Raw genomic sequence first — 19,102 nt, forward strand, 5'->3', positions numbered from 1 at the left:
AGGCGGCGAATGTACCACGGGCGCCGACCCGGGGCCGAGATTCTGTGCTGCGGAAAGCAGGAATCGGCGGACACCGGCCGGGAAATCTCCCCGAAGCTTAGCCGATGATCGCCGATATGAGGCTAATACATCACGCCTTGGCGTCCAGCGCCGTGCGGATCTCCGCAATGAACGAACGCAGCGATTGTACCGCCTGTTCCCGCGGCGCTTCCTCCAGCAGTTGCACCAGGCGGCTGCCGATCACGACCGCGTCGGCCACGCTGGCGATCGCACGCGCGGTCTGCGCGTCGCGGATGCCGAAGCCGACGCCGACCGGCAGGTTGGCGTGGCGCTTGATCACCGGCAGGCGCGCCGCGACGCTGTCCAGGTCGAGCGCGCCCGAACCGGTCACGCCCTTGAGCGACACGTAGTACAGATAGCCGCTGGCCACCCTGGCGACCTGCGCGATGCGGGCATCGGTGGTGGTCGGCGCCAGCAGGAAGATGGGGTCGATGCCGTGCTCGCGCATCAGCCTGGCAAACGATTCGCACTCCTCGGGCGGGTAGTCGACCACCAGCACGCCGTCGACGCCGGCGTCGCGGGCGGCCTGCGCGAAGGCCTGCTCGCCCATCCGCTCGATCGGATTGGCATAGCCCATCAGCACCACCGGCGTGGCGGCGTCGCGTTGGCGGAATTCGCGCACCCAGCCCAGCACCTGGGTCAGGCTGACGCCGTTGGCCAGCGCCCGCTCGGAGGCGCGCTGGATCACCGGGCCGTCGGCCATCGGGTCGGAGAACGGCACGCCGAGCTCGATCACGTCGGCACCGCCCTCGACGAGTGCATGCATCAGCGCGACGGTCAGGCCGGGCTCGGGATCGCCGGCGGTGATGAAGGGGATCAGGCCCTTCCTGCCTTGTGCGGACAGCGCCGCGAAAGTCGTTTGGATGCGGGACATGGTCAGGATGCGAGGTGAGGCAGCGCGTCCGCCGGACCGGCGTCGTTGGCGGCTGCCGGGGTAGACGGAACGGCGGCGATCGAAGCGGCGGCGGCGGCTTCGGCGGCTTGCGCCGCCTGCGCCGCATCGGGCCGGGCGAGTGGCATCACCGAAGCCACACGCCCACGGGCAACGTCGACATAGGCCGGATTGATCTCGAAGCCGACGAAGCGGCGCCCGTGGCGCGCGCAGGCGACCGCGGTGGTGCCGCTGCCGGTGAACGGATCGAGCACCAGCCCGCCCGGCGGACAACTGGACAGCACCATCCGCTCGACGATCTGCAGCGGCTTCTGCGTCGGATGGTCGGCGCGCTCCGGGTCCTGCCGATGGATGCGCGGCACGCTCCACAGGTCCTTCGGGTTGTAGCCGACCTCCAGCCACTTCTTGCCCTCGAAACGCGGGCGGCTGCGCGCCTTCTTGGTCTCGGCGTCGTACGGCACCCGCACCGAGTCCAGGTCGAAGTAATAGTCGCGGGCCTTGGCGAAGAAGCCGATGTTGTCGTGCACCGACGAATACTTGCGCGTGGTACCGCCCATGCTGGGCACGCGCCGGTCCCAGATGATCTCGTTGACCATCGTCAGCCGGCGCTTGAGCATCACGAACAGCTCGGGCGAGTACTGCCAGGTGCAGAACAGGTACAGCGAGCCGCGCGGCGACAGCTTGGGCACCACCGCGTCGATCCAGCGCTCGGACCATTCCAGATAGGCCTGGCCGGACAGCCGGTCCGAGTCGTTGCCATAGTCCTTGCCGAGTCCATAGGGCGGGTCGGCGACCACCAGATCGATCGAACCGTCGGCCAGCCGGCGCACGCCGTCGAGCACGTCCTCCTGGTACAGCAGGGCCGGCAGCGCCGGCGCGGCGGTCAGCGCGATCGCGTCGCCGCCGACCGTCGGCGTGGCCTTGTCGGCAACGGAGGCGGCGGCGCCCGGTGCGGCTTCGGGAAGCGTGCGCATCAGAGCGTCAACCCCGCACGTTCGGCGACCGTGTGCATGTCCTTGTCGCCGCGGCCCGACAGGTTGACCAGCAGCAGCTTGTCCTTGGGCAGCGTCGGCGCCAGCTTGCACGCGTAGGCGATCGCATGGCTCGATTCGAGCGCCGGGATGATGCCCTCGATGCGGCAGCAATCGTGGAAGGCGCGCAGCGCCTCGTCGTCGGTGATGCACACGTATTCGGCACGGCCGCTGTCCTTGAGCCACGCGTGCTCGGGACCGACGCCCGGATAGTCGAGCCCCGCCGACACCGAATGCGTCTCGATGATCTGCCCGTTCGGATCCTGCAGCAGATAGGTGCGGTTGCCGTGCAGCACGCCGGGCGAACCGGCGCTCAGCGAGGCCGCGTGCCGGCCGGTATCGATGCCGTCGCCGGCCGCCTCGACGCCGATCAGCCTGACGTCCTGATGATCGATGTACGGATAGAAGATGCCCATCGCGTTGGAGCCGCCGCCGACACAGGCGATCACCGCATCGGGCTGCCGGCCGGTCATCTCGGGCATCTGCACCTTGGCCTCCTCGCCGATCACGCACTGGAAATCGCGCACCATCGCGGGATATGGATGCGGGCCGGCGACGGTGCCGATGATGTAGAAGGTGTTCTCGACGTTGGTGACCCAGTCGCGCATCGCCTCGTTCAGCGCATCCTTCAGCGTCTTCGAACCGCTCTCGACCGGCACCACGGTGGCGCCCAGCAGCTTCATCCGGTAGACGTTGGCGGCCTGGCGCTTGACGTCCTCGGCGCCCATATAGACCACGCACTCCATGCCGAAGCGCGCCGCGATGGTCGCGGTGGCCACGCCGTGCTGGCCGGCGCCGGTCTCGGCGATCACGCGCGGCTTGCCCATCTTGCGGGCCAGCAGCGCCTGGCCGATCACGTTGTTGATCTTGTGCGCGCCGGTGTGGTTCAGGTCCTCGCGCTTGAAGTAGATCTGCGCGCCGCCGAGCGTCTCGCTCCAGCGCTGCGCATGATAGATCGGCGACGGACGGCCGACGAAGTGCTTCAGCTCGCGCCGGAATTCGGCCTCGAACTCGGCGTCGGTGCGCAGGTTGGCATAGGCCTCGCGCAATTCGTCCAGCGCGTAGGTCAGGGTCTCGGAGACGAAGGTACCGCCATAGGGGCCGAAGTGGCCGCGGGAATCGGGCAGGTTGTACATGAGTGGGGCTTCCGGGTGGCGCGGCCGTCCTCGTTGGATCGGCCGCGGCAGGGGAACAGGGTGGCTTGCGGGACCGGCGCGATGTCTGTCATCGGCGCCGGTCGGCCGCCAGGCTCAGGCGGCGTGGTTGGCATCCGCGGCGCGCACCGCGCGCACGAAGTCGGCGATGCGGGCGGGATCCTTGACGCCCTTGGCCGCCTCCACGCCGCTGCTGACATCGACGGCGTAGGGGCGCACGCGCTCAATCGCGCCAGCCACGTTTTGCGCGTTCAACCCACCACTCAAAACGATGCGAGGAGCGGCGCTTGCGGTTCGATTGCCGTTGCATGGTGATGTGCCGGGTTCAGGCGCAATCCATCCGGGAGGGATCAGGGTCCAGTCGAAGGCGTGACCGCCGCCGCCATAGCCTTCGACGAAGGCATCGAGCAGGATGGCCGCGGCGTCACGATATTGATCGCCGAATTCTACCAAATCGAGGCCGGGACGCACGCGCGCGGCCCGCAGGAACGGCAGCCGGCAGCGCTGGGCGGCGCGCGCGCAGTCCTGCGCGCTCTCGTCGCCGTGGAACTGCAGCAGCGACAGCGGCACGCGTTCGGCCACGTGCGCGACCTCCTCGGCGTCGGCATTGACGAACAGGCCGACCACCGCGACGAAGGGGCCGGCGGCCTCGGCCAGCGCGGCGGCACGGGCCACGTCGACATGGCGCGGGCTGCCGGGATAGAACACCAGCCCGATCGCATCGGCGCCGGCATCGACGGCCGCGCGCACATCCTCCTCGCGAGTCAGCCCGCAGATCTTGATGCGGGTGCGCGGGCGGACCGGCACGAACTGCGCCTCGGCGCCGGGCACGCTAGTTGGCGAAGGCATCGGCAAACACTCCATGAAACAGGCTGCCGGCCGGATCGGCGGCCGGGATGCCATAGGGCTCAGGATACCTGACGCCGGCCAGATACAGGCCGTCCGGCATGAAGGTCGGCGCGGCCATGCTGCGCTGGCGCGAAGCCAGCACCTCGGCCAGCCACGAGGCGGGATAGCGCCCGCGCCCCACCGCCACCAGGCAACCCATCAGGTTGCGCACCATATGGTGCAGGAAGGCGCTGGCGCGAAAACGCAGGAACACCCAGTCGCGGTCGGCGTGGATGCGGATCTCGTACATGGTCTTGACCGGCGACCTGGCCTGGCATTCGGCGGCGCGGAAGGCCGAGAAATCATGCTCGCCGATCAGGCAGGCGGCAGCCTCGCGCATCGCCTCCACGTCCAGCCGCTTGCCCGGCGGCAGCATCAGGTAGCCGGCGCGGCCGTGCACCAGCGGCGCGCGGTGCGGGCCGGTGTAGAGCGCGTAGTAATAGGTCCGCTCGAACGCGGCGAAGCGCGCGTGAAACGCCTCGTCGACCGGCTTGGCCCATTGCAGCGCGATGGTCGGCGGCAGGAAGGCATTGACGCCGCGCACCCACGAGAACGGCTCGCGCGACAGCACGGTATCGAGGTGGATCACCTGCCCCAGCGCATGGACGCCGGCGTCGGTCCGCCCCGCCACCGTGGTCGGCAGCCGCTCGCCGGCGAACTGCGCGATGGCGTCCTCGAGCACGTCCTGCACGGTATTGCGGTGCGGCTGCGACTGCCAGCCGGAGAAGGCGGTGCCGTCGTAGTGGAGGCCGAGAGCGAGACGGGTCATGGATGCAGGATCACGGACGAGGCGGCGTGCCGGGGGACGTATCGGGGGGCGCCATGATATCAGGCGAGCCCTTGGCGGAACGGTTGCCGGCATCGCCGCCATCGAGATCGAGCGAGATCCCGCCGAGGTCGAAGGCCAGCGGACGGGGCGCGGTCGTGCGCGGGGCGTGCGGCTCGTCAGGCTCGATGTCCTGACCGTCGTCAGCCTCTGTCGGAACTTCGGCGAACGCCTGCGCCGCGGACGCCGGCGCGGCGATCGGCTGGTCGCCGGCGGGCGCCGGGAAGGCGTCGAGCGGCAGGCTCAGTCCGGTCAGCGCGACCGGCGCACCGGCCAGGATATCGTCGCCGGCCGGCGTCGCCGGCGCCCCCACCTGCCCGGCCAGCGGCCGGCGCTGACGGCGGTACAGCGCATAGCCGCCCAGCAGTGCGATCGCCAGGCCCCCGCCGGGCAGCGTCCAGGGGCTCTGCAGCAGCGTGTCGAACCACGAGGACGAGGCGTGCCGCGGCGAATTGGCGGGCGCCGAGGCGGCGGGGGCCGGTGCGGCCGTTGCGGACATCGCCGGCGCAGCCGCGGCGGGCTGCGTCGCTGATGCCACTGCCGCGGGGGCCGCCGGCGTGCTGGCGCCCTGCGTCTGCGTCTGCGTCTGCGCCTGCGTCTGCGCCTGCGCCTGCGTCTGCGTCTGCGTCTGCGTCTGCGTCTGCGCTTGCGCCTGCGCCTGCGGCTGAGAAGCACCCTGCCCGTCCTGCCCCAGCCTGGCCAGCTCGGCGCTCTTCATCTCGAGCAGGCGCTGCATGTCCCCGACGTTCTTGCGCAACTGCGTCAGGCGCTCCTCCGCCTCGCGCAACTGGCGCTCGCGTGCGAGCTTCGCCTCGGCGCTCTCGCCGCTGGGCGCCACGGCGCCCGCCTCCGGCTTGCTGAGCCGCAGCTCATCGCGGGCCTGCTCCGGCACGGCGGCGTCGCGCACCCGCGCGGTGATCTGCCCGCGCTGCTGCTGGCCGCTCTGCGGCTGCACCTGCATCGCCGCGGCCGCATCGGCCAGCCGGTTGCGGTAGGCATCGAAGGCGCGGGTATGCGCGACGACCTCGCGGCGCGCCTCGGGCCCGGCGATCGACCCGGCCTGCTGCGCCGACGGCAGCGACAGCACCGCGCCGGCCTTCAGCCGGTTCATGTTGCCGGCGATGAAGGCGTCGCGATTGGCGCGGTACAGCGCGACCACCATTTGATCGAGCGAGACGGCGTCGCGCTGCTGCACCAGTTCGCGCGCGATGCCGTACAGATGGTCGCCGCGGCGGACCGTGTAGCTGCCGCCGGCCACCGCGGGCGGCGTTGTGGCCGGCTTCGTGGCCGGCTTTGCTGCGGAGTTCGCGGCCGCGGGCCGCTGCTCCACGGCAGTGGCGGCCGCCGGCGCGGCCGGCTCCGGCGTGGCGGCCTGCACCAGCGGCGCTGCGCCGGTGTCGGGCTGCGCCGCGATGGCGGGATCGGCCGGTGGCGCGGCCAGCAGCACGGTGTAGGCCCGCGTTGTCGTGGCAGACGTCCCGATCGCCCCGCCCGTCCCCGTCGCCCCGCCCGGCCCGCGCAGCTCCAGCAGCAGATCGATGAAGTTCTCGCCGATCGGCTGCGCCGAGCGCAGCAGGGCCACATGGCGGCCGTCGGCGTTGCGCGCCAGCTGGATCTGCAGCCCGCCGGCCCCCGCCGGATAGGTCAGTCCCGCCGCCGCATAGGCCTGGGGCGAGGCCAGCGCCAGCGTCAAGCCCTCGGCCTCCCCGGCCGCGACGTCGCGCAGCTCGATCTCGGCCTGCAGCGGCTGGCCCTGCGCCGAGCGCACCTGCAGCGATCCCAGCGACGCCGCTTCGGCGGGCGCAGGCAGCAGCGCCTGGCTCAGCAGCACGCCGAGGACGGCGGCCGCCAGCGCGTGGCGGCGCGGCCGGCTTGGGCCGTGCGGACGAGGCGGGCGGTGTGGGTGCTCTGTCGTGGGGAGGCGGCGATGGTGGCTCACTGGTACCTCATGCGGGGTAGGGGTTCGACGGGCGATCGCGCGAAAGCACGGTATTGTGACCCAAGACCCCGACCGGACAATGTCCGGAAACGACGACGCCGCGCATCGGCGCGGCGTCGTTGGCCAGCGGGTGGCGGCGCGGCGGCCAGGATGTCGGCTCGCCGCAACGCCACGTCAGCCGATCGGCAAGCGATCAGCTCTCGATCAGGATCCGCAGCATGCGGCGCAGCGGTTCGGCGGCGCCCCACAGCAGCTGGTCGCCGACGGTGAACGCCGACAGGTATTCGCCGCCCATCTGCATCTTGCGCAGGCGGCCGACCGGGATCGTCAGCGTGCCGGTCACGGCGGCCGGCGTCAGGTCGGTCATGCTGGCTTCGCGGGTGTTCGGCACGACCTTGGCCCACGGGTTATGGGCGGCCAGCATGCCTTCGATCTCGTCCAGCGGCACGTCGCGGCGCAGCTTGATGGTCAGCGCCTGCGAGTGGCAGCGCATCGCGCCGATGCGCACGCACAGCCCGTCGACCGCGATCGGCGTGGCGCCGGTGGCGCCGAGGAAGCCGTCGCCGCGGCCCAGGATCTTGTTGGTCTCGGCGCCGCCCTTCCATTCCTCGCGCGACACGCCATTGCCCAGGTCCTTGTCGATCCAGGGAATCAGGTTGCCGGCCAGCGGCACGCCGAACTGCTTCGTTTCGTCGGCGGACAGGCCGTGCTGGGTCGCCAGGATGGTGCGGTCGATTTCCAGGATCGCCGAGGCCGGGTCATCCAGCAGCGGCTTGACCGCGGCGTTCAGCGTGCCGAACTGGGTCAGCAGCTCGCGCATGTGCTGGGCGCCACCGCCCGAGGCGGCCTGGTAGGTCATCGAGGTCATCCACTCGACCAGGTCGTGCTGGAACAGCCCGCCCAGGCCCATCAGCATGCAGCTGACCGTGCAGTTGCCACCGATGAAATTCTTGACGCCCTTGGACAGCGCGTCCTTGATCACACCCTGGTTGACCGGATCGAGCACGATGATCGCGTCGTCCTTCATCCGCAGCGACGAGGCCGCGTCGATCCAGTAGCCCTTCCAGCCGGCGGCCCGCAGCTTCGGGAAGACCTCGTTGGTGTAGTCCCCGCCCTGGGCGGTCAGCACGACGTCGCAGCGCTTGAGCGCTTCGATGTCGTTGGCGTCCTGCAGCGTGGTTTCGTTCTTGGCCATCGCCGGCGCCTTGCCGCCTGCGTTGGACGTGCTGAAGAAAACCGGCTCGATATGGTCGAAGTCGCGCTCTTCCTGCATGCGTTGCATCAGCACGCTGCCGACCATTCCTCGCCAACCGACGAGACCTACAATCATGACTAACCTCGGATGTGATTGAAAACTTCCCCGCATTTTCCTCGCCCGGCGTGGCTGCGCGGGGAAGACGGGCAGGCACGACGAACGATCTAGGCGATCGTGGTTTTGATAATGGTTTTAATCGTCGTTGCGGTGATGGCGCCGCGCGTACCCGCGCCCGCCGTGGCACGCAAAGCGGCCGGCGAGGCAATTTCCGTCGGGAGGAATCGGGCGATTCGGGGCATCGGCGCAGTCTACACGATTTTGCGGGGTTGGGCTGGGGCTGTGGCGAGGGTCGGGGGCTGCCCCTCTCTCCTGGCCCGCTCTCCCCCGCCCCCTCTGCCGCGCGCGGCAGAGGAGAGAACACCGCAGGCATCGATGCGTGCCGCTGGAGTGCTCCCTCTCCCGCCCGCGGAAGACGGTCGGGGCGAGGGCAACCCGCGCCCGGATTCCTTACAGCGCCGCCAGCACCGCCTCGCCCATCTCGCGGGTGCCGACCTGCCTGCAGCCCGGCGTCAGGATGTCCGCGGTGCGGTAGCCCTGGGCCAGCACGGTCTTGACGGCGTTTTCGATGCGGTCGGCCTGCTCGGCCTTGTTCAGCGAATAGCGCAGCATCATCGCGGCCGACAGGATGGTCGCCAGCGGGTTGGCGACGCCCTTGCCGGCAATGTCCGGCGCCGAGCCGTGCGAGGGCTCGTACAGGCCCTTGTTGTTGGCGTCCAGCGACGCCGACGGCAGCATGCCGATCGAGCCCGTCAGCATCGCGGCCTCGTCCGACAGGATGTCGCCGAACATGTTGCCGGTGACGATCACGTCGAAGCTCTTGGGCGCCTTGATCAGCTGCATCGCGGCGTTGTCGACGTACATGTGCGACAGCTCGACGTCCGGATATTCCTTCGACACCTCGATCATGATGTCCTTCCAGAACTGGAAGGTCTCCAGCACGTTGGCCTTGTCGACGCTGCACAGCTTCTTGCCGCGCTTGGCCGCGGCCTGGAACGCGACGTGGGCGATGCGGCGGATTTCCGGCTCGCTGTAGCGCATCGTGTCGAAGCCCTCGCGCGCGCCGGGGAACAGCCCGTCGGTCGCCGTGCGCACGCCGCGCGGCTGGCCGAAGTAGATGTCGCCGTTCAGCTCGCGCACGATCAGGATGTCCAGGCCCGCGACCAGCTCCGGCTTCAGGCTCGAGGCGCCGGTCAGCTCGGGATAGCAGATCGCCGGGCGGAAGTTGGCGAACAGCTGCAGATGCTTGCGCAGGCCCAGGATCGCCTGCTCGGGGCGCAGCGCGCGCTCCAGGCTGTCGTACTTCCAGTCGCCCACCGCGCCGAACAGGATCGCGTCGGCCTGCTGCGCGAGCTTCAGCGTCTCCTCGGGCAGCGGATGGCCCTTGGCCTCGTAACCGGCGCCGCCCACCGGCGCGGTTTCCATCTCGAACTTCTCGTCGAGCGCGTTCAGGACCTTGACGGCCTGTTCGACGATCTCGGGGCCGATGCCGTCGCCCGGCAGGACTGCGATCTTCATGCTGTGTTTGCCTTGTTGTCGTTTCGGTTCGTTGCGGTTCGCCTGCAATGCAGGCAGCGCGCTGCGCGGTGCTACGCCGGCGTCAGCCGACCAGCCGGTGGTTCAGCCACGGCATCTTCGCCACGCGCTCGGCCTCGAACGCGCGGATCTTGTCCGCGTGGCGCAGCGTCAGGCCGATATCGTCGAAGCCGTTCAGCATGCAGTACTTGCGGAACGGCGCGATGTCGAACTCGAAGCCGGCGCCCGACGGCGTGATCACGGCCTGGCGCTCCAGGTCGATGGTCAGCTGGTAGCCGTTGAAGGCATTGGTCTCGTTGAACAACTGGTCGACCTGGGCCTCGGTCAGCACCACCGGCAGCAGGCCGTTCTTGTAGCAGTTGTTGAAGAAGATGTCGGCGAAGCTCGGCGCGATCACCGCGCGGAAACCGTACTGCGTCAGCGCCCACGGCGCATGCTCGCGCGAGCTGCCGCAGCCGAAGTTGTCGCGCGCCAGCAGGATCGACGCGCCCTGGTAGCGCGGCTGGTTCAGCACGAAGTCCGGGTTCAGCGGGCGCTTGCTGTTGTCCTGGCCCGGCTGGCCGACATCGAGATAGCGCCATTCGTCGAACAGGTTCGGACCGAATCCGGTGCGCTTGATCGACTTGAGGAATTGCTTGGGGATGATCGCGTCGGTATCGACGTTGGCGCGATCGAGCGGCGCCACCAGGCCCTTGTGTACAGTGAACTTTTCCATGGTCTCGTCCTTGGTTCCGGGGTCGGCGAGGCGTCAGCCGAGCTGGCGGATATCGACAAAATGGCCTTCGATCGCGGCCGCCGCGGCCATCGCCGGGCTGACCAGATGCGTGCGGCCGCCGGCGCCCTGCCGGCCCTCGAAGTTGCGGTTCGAGGTCGAGGCGCAGCGCTCGCCCGGATCGAGCCGGTCGGCATTCATCGCCAGGCACATCGAGCAGCCCGGCTCGCGCCATTCGAAGCCGGCGGCCTTGAAGACCTTGTCCAGCCCTTCGCGCTCGGCCTGCTCCTTGACCAGGCCCGAGCCCGGCACCACCATCGCCAGCTTGACGTTCGAGGCGATGCGGCGGCCCAGCTTCTGCACCACCCAGGCGGCGGCGCGCATGTCCTCGATCCGGCTGTTGGTGCACGAGCCGATGAAGACCTTGTCGATGCGCACGTCCTGGATCGGCACGTTCGGCTGCAGGCCCATGTACTGCAGCGCGCGTTCGATCGCGTTGCGCTTGTTCGGATCCTTCTCCTTGTCGGGATCGGGAATGCGGTCCTCGATGCTGATCACCATCTCGGGCGAGGTGCCCCAGGTGACCTGCGGACGCACTTCCTCGGCACGCAGCTCGACCACGCGGTCGAAATGCGCGCCCGGGTCCGAATGCAGCGTGCGCCAGTAGGCGACCGCCTGCTCCCACTCGGCGCCCTGCGGCGCGTAGGGGCGGCCCTTGACGTATTCCAGCGTGACGTCGTCGACGGCGATCAGGCCGGCGCGCGCGCCCGCTTCGATCGCCATGTTGCAGACGGTCATGCGCCCTTCCATCGTCAGGTCGCGGATCGCCGAGCCGGCGAACTCGATCGTGTAGCCGGTGCCGCCCGCGGTGCCGATCTTGCCGATGATCGCCAGCACGATGTCCTTCGCGGTGCAGCCGCGCGGCAGCTTGCCCTCGACCTTGACCAGCATGTTCTTCGCCTTCTTGCCCAGCAGCGTCTGCGTGGCCAGCACGTGCTCGACCTCGGAGGTGCCGATGCCGTGCGCCAGCGCGCCGAAGGCGCCGTGCGTGCTGGTGTGCGAGTCGCCGCAGACCACCGTCATGCCCGGCAGCGTCGCGCCCTGCTCCGGTCCGATCACGTGCACGATGCCCTGGCGATGATCGTTCATCTTGAACTGCGTGATGCCGTAGGCGTCGCAGTTGGCGTCCAGCGTGTCGACCTGCAGCTTCGAGATCGGGTCGGCGATGCCGTGGCTGCGGTCGGTGGTCGGCACGTTGTGGTCCGACACCGCCAGGTTCGCGCTGATGCGCCACACCGGCCGCTCGGCCAGCTTCAGCCCTTCGAACGCCTGCGGGCTGGTCACCTCGTGCAGCAGGTGCCGGTCGATATAGAGCAGCGTGGTGCCGTCTTCCTCGACGTGCACGGTATGGTCGTCCCAGAGTTTGTCGTAGAGCGTCTTGGCCATGTCGCGGGGGGCGGCGACAGCCTCGCCGAAGCGGGCCGGCACCGCTGATAGAAGTTGCGGGGAGGAGGTCTTCGCAGCGTCGAAGGCAGCGCGGGGCTGCGGGGCTGCGTTTGCTTGACTTCGGGGGGAATTATGCCGGAAAGCCCGGCGAAACAAGGGTTTGCCGCCGGCGCCGGTGTAATGTGATTGGCGAAAGGGGGATTTCGCGGATGGCGAAAACGCCGTTTTTTCGCGGCGTTTTCGTCGACAAGGCGCCGCGCAGGCCGCCCCCGCCCCCCTTCAATCGAGCCGGAAAGTCCGCACCACGCCGGCCAGCCGGCCCGCCTGGTCCTGCAGCATCGTCGCCGCCGCGGTCGACTGCTCGACCAGTGCCGCGTTCTGCTGGACCATCTGGTCGAGCTGCCCCACCGCGGCGTTGACCTCCTGGATGCCGCGCGTCTGCTCCTGCGCCGCATGCAGGATTTCCGAGATCACCTGCGACACGCTGTTCACGTTGCCGACGATCTCGCGCATGGTGCCGCCGCTGCGCTCCACCTGCTCGGAGCCCGCGTTGACGCTGCTGACCGTCGACTCGATCAGCGTCTTGATCTCCCTGGCCGCCTGCGAGCTGCGCTGCGCCAGCGAGCGCACCTCGCCCGCCACCACCGCGAAGCCCCGCCCCTGCTCGCCGGCGCGCGCCGCTTCCACGGCCGCATTCAGCGCGAGGATATTGGTCTGGAACGCGATGCCGTCGATCACGCCGGTGATGTCCGACACCTTGACCGCCGCCTGCTGCACGTCGCCCATGGTCCGGACCGCGGCCTGGATCGCGTGGCCGCCCTCGTCGGCGACCTGCTTGGCCTGCACCGAAGAGCGCTCGGCGGCGCGGGCCGAGGCCTCCGACTGCCCGACGGTGGCCGTGATCTGCTCCATCGACGCGGCGGTCTGCTGCAGGCTCGCGGCCGCCGATTCGGTGCGGCGCGACAGGTCGGCATTGCCGGCGGCGATCTCGTTGGCGGCGCCGTGCACCGCCTCGCTGGCATCGCGGATCTGCCGCATCACGCCGACCAGCTTGTCGGCGAAGGCGTTGAAGGCGCCGGCGATCTGCGCCACCTCGTCCTTGCCCTGCGCCGGCAGCCGGCGCGTCAGGTCGCCGTCGCCGCTGCCGATGGCCGCCATCGCATCGCGGATCGACGACAGGCGACGGAACGAGACCGCGGTGACGGCCGCCATGATCAGCGCGGCGGCCAGCGCCACCACCACCAGCGAGATCACCGAGGCGAGCAGCACCGAGCGCATGCCGGCGGTGGCCTCGGCCTTGTCCAGCGCGATCACCGCCATCCAGTCGGTGCCCGGCACCGCCGTCACGCCCAGCAACTTGGCCTCGTCGCCGACCATCACCTCCATCGGCGTGTCGATGCCCAGTTGCGCGGCCAGCTTGTCGCCGTCCAGGCCGGGAATCAGTTCGCCGATCGGCTTGAGCATCAGCTTGTCGTCGCCATACGCGACGATCTGGCCGTTGCGCGCCACCAGGATGCCGAAGCTGCTCGGGGTCGGATGGATCGAACGCACGTTCTCGACGACGCCGTCCATCGGCACATTGCCGCCGACCACCGCCCGCAGGCTGCCGCCGCGGACGATCGGCACCGCGAACGTCACCACCATCTTGCCGGTACTGGCCGACACATAAGGCGGGGTAACCACCGGCTTGCCCGCGGCCGAGGCGAGCTTGTACCACGGCCGCGAGGTCGGGTCGAAGCCCGGCTTGACGCTCTCGGGATTGGAAAAATGGTGGCGTTTGTCGGGGTAGCCGACGAAGGTGTTCAGAAACCCGCCAGCCTCGACGATCAGCTTCAGCACCGGACCCGGGTCGTCCTGCAGCGCGGCCTCGTGCAGCGCGGCCATGCTCGCCGTGTGGGCGGACACCCATTCTGCGATCGCGTCGACATGGCCGGCCTGCACCGCGCGCAAGTTGTTGCGGATGGCTTCGTCGTTGTAGCGGGAGGCAACCAGATGATTGACCAGGGCGTTGCAGACCAGCGCGACGACGACGATGGCCACCGAAAATCCAACGATGCGCGCGCGCAGCGAGGCAAACATGTGAATACCCCTTCTCTTTTTATGGGCCGGAAGCAGACGATTGCTGCATCGATTTACGGCGCGCCGGACGAAGGGGTTGAGTAGGGACAAATCAGTAGGGGCAAATCCCCGTTCAGAAATCCGCGGAGCAAGTTCGGCGCAAAAAAACGCCCCGTGCGGGGCACGGGGCGTTCTTCGGCGCGGGAGGAAAGGCGCGGATCAGCGCTTGCCCATCTCCGGCACGTCGCGGGTCGCGGCGCCGTTGAACAGCTGACGCGGACGGCCGATCTTGTACTCCGGATCGGTGATCATCTCTTCCCACTGCGAGATCCAGCCCACGGTGCGGGCCAGCGCAAAGATGCAGGTGAACATCGAGGTCGGGATGCCCAGCGCGCGCTGCACGATGCCCGAGTAGAAGTCGACATTCGGGTACAGCTTGCGGCTGACGAAGTACTCGTCTTCCAGCGCGATCTTTTCCAGCTCCATCGCCAGCTTGAACAGCGGGTCGTTGTGCAGGCCCAGCTCGTTGAGCACCTCGTGGCAGGTCTCGCGCATCAGCTTGGCGCGCGGGTCGTAGTTCTTGTAGACGCGGTGGCCGAAGCCCATCAGGCGCACGCCGGAGTTCTTGTCCTTGACCTGCTTGATGAACTCGCCGATGTTGTCGACGCTGCCGATCTCTTCCAGCATGTTCAGCGCCGCTTCGTTGGCGCCGCCGTGAGCCGGGCCCCACAGGCAGGCCACGCCCGAGGCGATCGCCGCGAACGGGTTGGTGCCCGACGAACCGGCCAGGCGCACGGTCGAGGTCGACGCGTTCTGCTCGTGGTCGGCATGCAGGATGAAGATGCGGTCCAGCGCGCGCTCGAGCACCGGGTTGACCTGGAACGGCGCGCACGGCGTGGCGAACATCATGCGCATGAAGTTGCCGGTGTACGACAGGTCGTTCTGCGGGTAGATGTACGGCTGGCCGATGTTGTACTTGTAGGACATCGCGACCAGGGTCGGCATCTTGGCGATCAGGCGGATCGCCGAGATTTCGCGCTGGTGCGGATCGTTGATGTCCATCGCGTCGTGATAGAACGCGGACATGCCGCCCACCAGGCCGGTCAGCACGGCCATGGGGTGCGCGTCGCGGCGGAAGCCCCGCATGAAGAACTGCATCTGCTCGTGAACCATCGTGTGGTTCATCACGCGGCCGACGAATTCTTCCTTCTGCTTGGCGTTGGGCAGTTCGCCCTTGAGCAGCAGGTAGCAGACTTCGAGGAAGTCGCACTTCTCGGCCAGTTGCTCGATCGGATAGCCGCGGTACAGCAGTTCGCCCTTGTCACCGTCGATATAGGTGATGCGGGAATTGCAGGAGGCCGTCGACATGAATCCCGGGTCGTAGGTGAACTTGCCGGTCTGGCCGTACAGCTTGCGGATGTCGATCACGTCCGGGCCGACGGTACCCTTGTAGATCGGCAGCTCGACGCTGGGGGACCCATCGGAGAACGATAGCGTGGCTTTCACATCGGACGGCGTCATGTCGGTTCCTTCAAATGCTAAGAATAATAGTGTTGACCAAACTCACACCGAGCGCAGCAGGCCAAGCAGCTTGCGCATCGGCGGCGTGTCGAGCTCACCGTCCAGCTCCTTGCGGGCAAGCAGCAGGTCCATCAACTCGTTGTCGCTGAGCTCGAGCAGCTGGCTCAGCGATGCCACGTCCTCGTCGGACAGGCTCTCCTCGTAACGGTTGAAAAAACGTTCGACGATGATGTCGTTCTCCAGCAGGCCGCGGCGCGCGCGCCAGCGCAGTCGCGCCCGCTTGTGCGGGTCGGCCTGATGGGAGAAAGGGGTGGGGTGATCCGTCATATGGCTTGGCCTTCACGGACGACGCCGCGCGGCGTCGTCCGGTCCAGCAGGTTCAGACCGCGCGGCGAACCATCAATTCCCGAATCTTGCCGATCGCCTTGGTCGGATTCAGTCCCTTCGGGCACACATCCACGCAGTTCATGATGGTGTGGCAGCGGAACAGGCGATACGGGTCGTTCAGGTCGTCCAGACGCTGGCCGGTGGCCTGGTCGCGGCTGTCGGCGATGAAGCGGTAGGCCTGCAGCAGGCCGGCCGGGCCGACGAACTTGTCCGGGTTCCACCAGAACGACGGGCACGAGGTCGAGCAGCTCGCGCACAGAATACACTCGTACAGGCCGTCGAGCTCGTCGCGCTCTTCCGGCGTCTGCAGGCGCTCCTTCTCGGGGGGCGGCTCGTCGTTGATCAGGAACGGCTTGATCGAGTGGTATTGCTTGAAGAACTGCGTCATGTCGACGATCAGGTCGCGCACGACGGGCAGGCCCGGCAGCGGACGCAGCACGATGCGGTCCGGCAGCTCGCGCATGTTGGTCAGGCACGCCAGGCCGTTCTTGCCGTTGATGTTCATCGCGTCCGAACCGCACACGCCTTCGCGGCAGGAGCGGCGGAACGAGATGCTCTCGTCGAGCTTCTTCAGCTTGACCAGGGCATCGAGCAGCATGCGCTCGTGACCGTCGAGCTCGACCTCGTAGGTCTGCATGCGGGGCGCCGCGTCCTTGTCCGGATCGTAGCGGTAAACTTCGAAAATACGCTTCATTTCTGTGGGTCCTGTAGTCGTCTGTAGTCGCCTACGCGGTGCTTAGAAGGTGCGGGCCTTGGGCGGAACGCTCTCCACCGTCAGCGGCTGCATCTTGACCGGCTTGTAGTCGAGACGGTTGCCTTCGCTGTAGAACAGCGAGTGCTTGAGCCAGTTCTCGTCGTCGCGGGTCGGGAAGTCGCTGTGGGCGTGGGCGCCGCGCGATTCCTTGCGGGCCGCCGCCGAGATCATCGTGGCCTTGGCCACTTCGACCAGGTTGGCCACTTCGAGCGCCTCGACCAGCGCGGTGTTGAACACCTTCGACTTGTCCTTCAGGTGGATGCTGTCGGCGCGCTCGGCCACTTCCAGGATGCGCTGCACGCCTTCGTCCATCAGCTTCTGCGTGCGGAACACGCCGGCGTGCGACTGCATGTTGCGGCGGATGTCGTTGGCGACGTCCTGCGCATACTCGCCCGACGAGGACGACTGCAGCTTCGCGAGGCGCGACAGCGCGCGGTCGGCGGCGTCGGCCGGCAGCGGCTTGTGTTCCTTCTGCTTGAGCGCGGTCGAGATGATGTGGTTGCCGGCGGCGCGGCCGAACACCACCAGGTCCAGCAGCGAGTTGGTGCCCAGGCGGTTGGCGCCGTGCACCGACACGCACGAGCATTCGCCGATCGCGTAGAAGCCGTTGACGACCTCGTTCGGATTGCCGTTCTTCGGCACCACGACCTGGCCGTAGTAGTTGGTCGGAATGCCGCCCATCTGGTAGTGGATGGTCGGCACGACCGGGATCGGTTCCTTGATCGCGTCGACGTTGGCGAACTTCAGGCCGATCTCGCGGATCGACGGCAGGCGCTTCATGATCTTCTCGGCGCCGACGTGGGTCAGGTCGAGCAGCACGTAGTCGCCGTTCGGGCCGCAGCCGCGGCCTTCCTTGATTTCCTGGTCCATCGAGCGCGAGACGAAGTCGCGCGGCGCCAGGTCCTTCAGCGTCGGCGCGTAGCGCTCCATGAAGCGCTCGCCGTCCTTGTTGCGCAGGATGCCGCCTTCGCCGCGCACGCCTTCGGTGATCAGCACGCCCGCGCCGGCCACGCCGGTCGGGTGGAACTGCCAGAACTCCATGTCTTCCAGCGGCACGCCCGCGCGCGCCGCCATGCCCAGGCCGTCACCGGTATTGATGAAGGCGTTGGTCGACGCGGCGTAGATGCGGCCGGCGCCGCCAGTGGCGAACAGCGTGGTCTTGGCCTCGAGGATGTAGACCTCGCCGGTTTCCATTTCCAGCGCGGTCACGCCCAGCACGTCGCCGTCCTGGTCGCGGATCAGGTCCAGCGCCATCCATTCGACGAAGAAGTGGGTCTTGGCGCGGACATTGCGCTGGTACAGCGTGTGCAGCAGCGCGTGGCCGGTACGGTCGGCCGCGGCGCAGGCACGCTGCACCGGCTTCTCGCCGTAGTTGGCGGTGTGGCCGCCGAACGGACGCTGGTAGATCGTGCCGTCGGGGTTGCGGTCGAACGGCATGCCGAAGTGTTCGAGCTCGTAGACCACCTTCGGCGCTTCGCGGCACATGAACTCGATGGCGTCCTGGTCGCCCAGCCAGTCCGAGCCCTTGACGGTGTCGTAGAAGTGATAGTGCCAGTTGTCCTCGCTCATGTTGCCGAGCGAGGCACCGATGCCGCCCTGCGCCGCCACCGTGTGCGAGCGCGTGGGGAACACCTTGGAAAGCACGGCGACGTTCAGGCCGGCTTCCGCGAGCTGGAGGGATGCGCGCATCCCGGCGCCGCCCGCCCCGACGATGACCACGTCAAAGCGCCGACGCGGCAATCCAGTCTTGACTGCGACCATGAATTACACCCTCCAGAGAATCTGAGCAGCGTAGCCCGCGCATCCGACGAGCCACAGAATCGTAAGAACTTGCAGCACGAGGCGAACCGCCATCGGCTTCACATAGTCCATCCAGATGTCGCGCACGCCGATCCAGGCGTGATAGAGCAGCGACAGGATCGTGACGAACGTCAGGATCTTCATCCATTGATTGGCGAACAGGCCTGCCCAGCCCTCATACGAGGCACCGTTCGACAACAGGAACGCCACCGCCAGCACGACGGTGTAGATCACCATCACCACGGCGGTCACGCGTTGGACCAGCCATTCCTTCATGCCGTAGTGGGCACCGACGACCAGACGCTTGGGACCGATATTGTTATTTGCCACCTTGCATGCTCCTCAAAACACGCCGAACAGCTTCAGGCCGAACACCGCGGTCAGCAGCAGGCTGACGATCAGCACGGCGATGGCCGACTTGGCCGACGACGGCTTGTCCACGCCGACGTGCATGTCCAGCAGAAGGAAGCGGATACCGGCGCAGAAGTGATGCAGATAGCCCCAGATCAGAACCAGCAGAACCAGCTTGACGAAGCCACCGGACAGAAGGGCCGAGAACTTTGCGAAGCTCAGTTCGGAAGTGACGCTCTGCTCGAAGAGGTAGAGGATGAAAGGAAGGAGGAGGAACAGCAGCGCACCGCTGACGCGATGCAGGATGGACACCTTGCCGGCCCAGGGCAACCGGTAGCGTGCGAGTTGCCCGATACCGATATTCCGGAACTCCGGCCTGGCTTGTTTGACGGCTTCAGCCATGCGAGACCCCATTAGCGAAAAAAAACGAAAGAG

17 protein-coding genes are annotated in these 19,102 nt (G+C 67.9%); all 17 read right to left on the minus strand.

Annotated elements, in window-relative coordinates; translation table 11 throughout:
* Positions 1-130: 130 nt before the first annotated feature.
* The 17 genes from trpA to sdhC all read right to left on the minus strand — a co-directional run bounded on the left by trpA (position 131) and on the right by sdhC (position 19,069).
* Positions 131-934: a tryptophan synthase subunit alpha gene (gene trpA, locus FOB47_RS20000; RefSeq protein ID WP_174781919.1), complete on the minus strand. Its 804-nt coding sequence runs from the start codon at positions 932-934 to the stop codon at positions 131-133.
* A gap of 2 nt (positions 935-936) precedes the next feature.
* On the minus strand, positions 937-1,926 hold the full coding sequence (locus FOB47_RS20005) for a DNA-methyltransferase (RefSeq protein ID WP_082371507.1): 990 nt from the start codon (positions 1,924-1,926) through the stop codon (positions 937-939).
* On the minus strand, positions 1,926-3,119 hold the full coding sequence (trpB, locus tag FOB47_RS20010; RefSeq protein WP_053822188.1) for a tryptophan synthase subunit beta: 1,194 nt from the start codon (positions 3,117-3,119) through the stop codon (positions 1,926-1,928). Before trpB ends, FOB47_RS20005 begins: the two co-directional genes overlap by 1 nt.
* A gap of 114 nt (positions 3,120-3,233) precedes the next feature.
* Positions 3,234-3,986 carry a phosphoribosylanthranilate isomerase gene (locus FOB47_RS20015; RefSeq protein WP_174782508.1) on the minus strand — a complete coding sequence of 251 codons (753 nt, stop codon included), beginning with the start codon at positions 3,984-3,986 and terminating at the stop codon, positions 3,234-3,236.
* Entirely contained in the window at positions 3,970-4,794 is an 825-nt protein-coding gene (gene truA, locus FOB47_RS20020) for a tRNA pseudouridine(38-40) synthase TruA (protein WP_151022595.1), read from the minus strand. The genes FOB47_RS20015 and truA overlap by 17 nt, the downstream gene beginning before the upstream one ends.
* A gap of 10 nt (positions 4,795-4,804) precedes the next feature.
* The gene (locus tag FOB47_RS20025; RefSeq protein ID WP_174781920.1) at positions 4,805-6,682 is read right to left on the minus strand and encodes a type IV pilus assembly protein FimV; all 1,878 of its coding nucleotides are present in this window, start codon (positions 6,680-6,682) and stop codon (positions 4,805-4,807) included.
* A gap of 301 nt (positions 6,683-6,983) precedes the next feature.
* Positions 6,984-8,120, minus strand: a complete 1,137-nt coding sequence (gene asd / locus FOB47_RS20030; RefSeq protein WP_006578096.1) for an aspartate-semialdehyde dehydrogenase — start codon at positions 8,118-8,120, stop codon at positions 6,984-6,986.
* Positions 8,121-8,552: 432 nt separating this feature from the next.
* Entirely contained in the window at positions 8,553-9,620 is a 1,068-nt protein-coding gene (leuB, locus tag FOB47_RS20035; protein ID WP_174781921.1) for a 3-isopropylmalate dehydrogenase, read from the minus strand.
* Between the two features lie 82 nt (positions 9,621-9,702).
* Positions 9,703-10,353 (minus strand): 3-isopropylmalate dehydratase small subunit, encoded by a 651-nt coding sequence (leuD, locus tag FOB47_RS20040; RefSeq protein ID WP_023263465.1) that lies wholly within the window; start codon positions 10,351-10,353, stop codon positions 9,703-9,705.
* 33 nt (positions 10,354-10,386) lie between these two features.
* Positions 10,387-11,796, minus strand: a complete 1,410-nt coding sequence (gene leuC / locus FOB47_RS20045) for a 3-isopropylmalate dehydratase large subunit (RefSeq protein WP_053822192.1) — start codon at positions 11,794-11,796, stop codon at positions 10,387-10,389.
* 279 nt (positions 11,797-12,075) lie between these two features.
* Positions 12,076-13,875, minus strand: a complete 1,800-nt coding sequence (locus tag FOB47_RS20050; RefSeq protein ID WP_174781922.1) for a methyl-accepting chemotaxis protein — start codon at positions 13,873-13,875, stop codon at positions 12,076-12,078.
* A gap of 198 nt (positions 13,876-14,073) precedes the next feature.
* The gene (gene gltA / locus FOB47_RS20055) at positions 14,074-15,375 is read right to left on the minus strand and encodes a citrate synthase (RefSeq protein ID WP_006578089.1); all 1,302 of its coding nucleotides are present in this window, start codon (positions 15,373-15,375) and stop codon (positions 14,074-14,076) included.
* A 42-nt stretch (positions 15,376-15,417) separates the two neighbouring features.
* A complete protein-coding gene (locus FOB47_RS20060; protein WP_053822194.1) occupies positions 15,418-15,702 on the minus strand; it encodes an FAD assembly factor SdhE in 285 nt (94 codons plus the stop codon).
* 52 nt (positions 15,703-15,754) lie between these two features.
* On the minus strand, positions 15,755-16,456 hold the full coding sequence (locus FOB47_RS20065) for a succinate dehydrogenase iron-sulfur subunit (protein WP_006578087.1): 702 nt from the start codon (positions 16,454-16,456) through the stop codon (positions 15,755-15,757).
* A 42-nt stretch (positions 16,457-16,498) separates the two neighbouring features.
* On the minus strand, positions 16,499-18,277 hold the full coding sequence (gene sdhA / locus FOB47_RS20070; protein ID WP_053822195.1) for a succinate dehydrogenase flavoprotein subunit: 1,779 nt from the start codon (positions 18,275-18,277) through the stop codon (positions 16,499-16,501).
* 3 nt (positions 18,278-18,280) lie between these two features.
* A complete protein-coding gene (sdhD, locus tag FOB47_RS20075; protein WP_052511249.1) occupies positions 18,281-18,592 on the minus strand; it encodes a succinate dehydrogenase, hydrophobic membrane anchor protein in 312 nt (103 codons plus the stop codon).
* A gap of 66 nt (positions 18,593-18,658) precedes the next feature.
* Positions 18,659-19,069, minus strand: a complete 411-nt coding sequence (sdhC, locus tag FOB47_RS20080) for a succinate dehydrogenase, cytochrome b556 subunit (RefSeq protein ID WP_006578084.1) — start codon at positions 19,067-19,069, stop codon at positions 18,659-18,661.
* Between the last annotated feature and the right edge of the window lie 33 nt (positions 19,070-19,102).

The sequence above is a fragment of the Cupriavidus gilardii genome (assembly GCF_013347325.1).
In the GTDB taxonomy this organism is placed as follows: domain Bacteria; phylum Pseudomonadota; class Gammaproteobacteria; order Burkholderiales; family Burkholderiaceae; genus Cupriavidus; species Cupriavidus gilardii.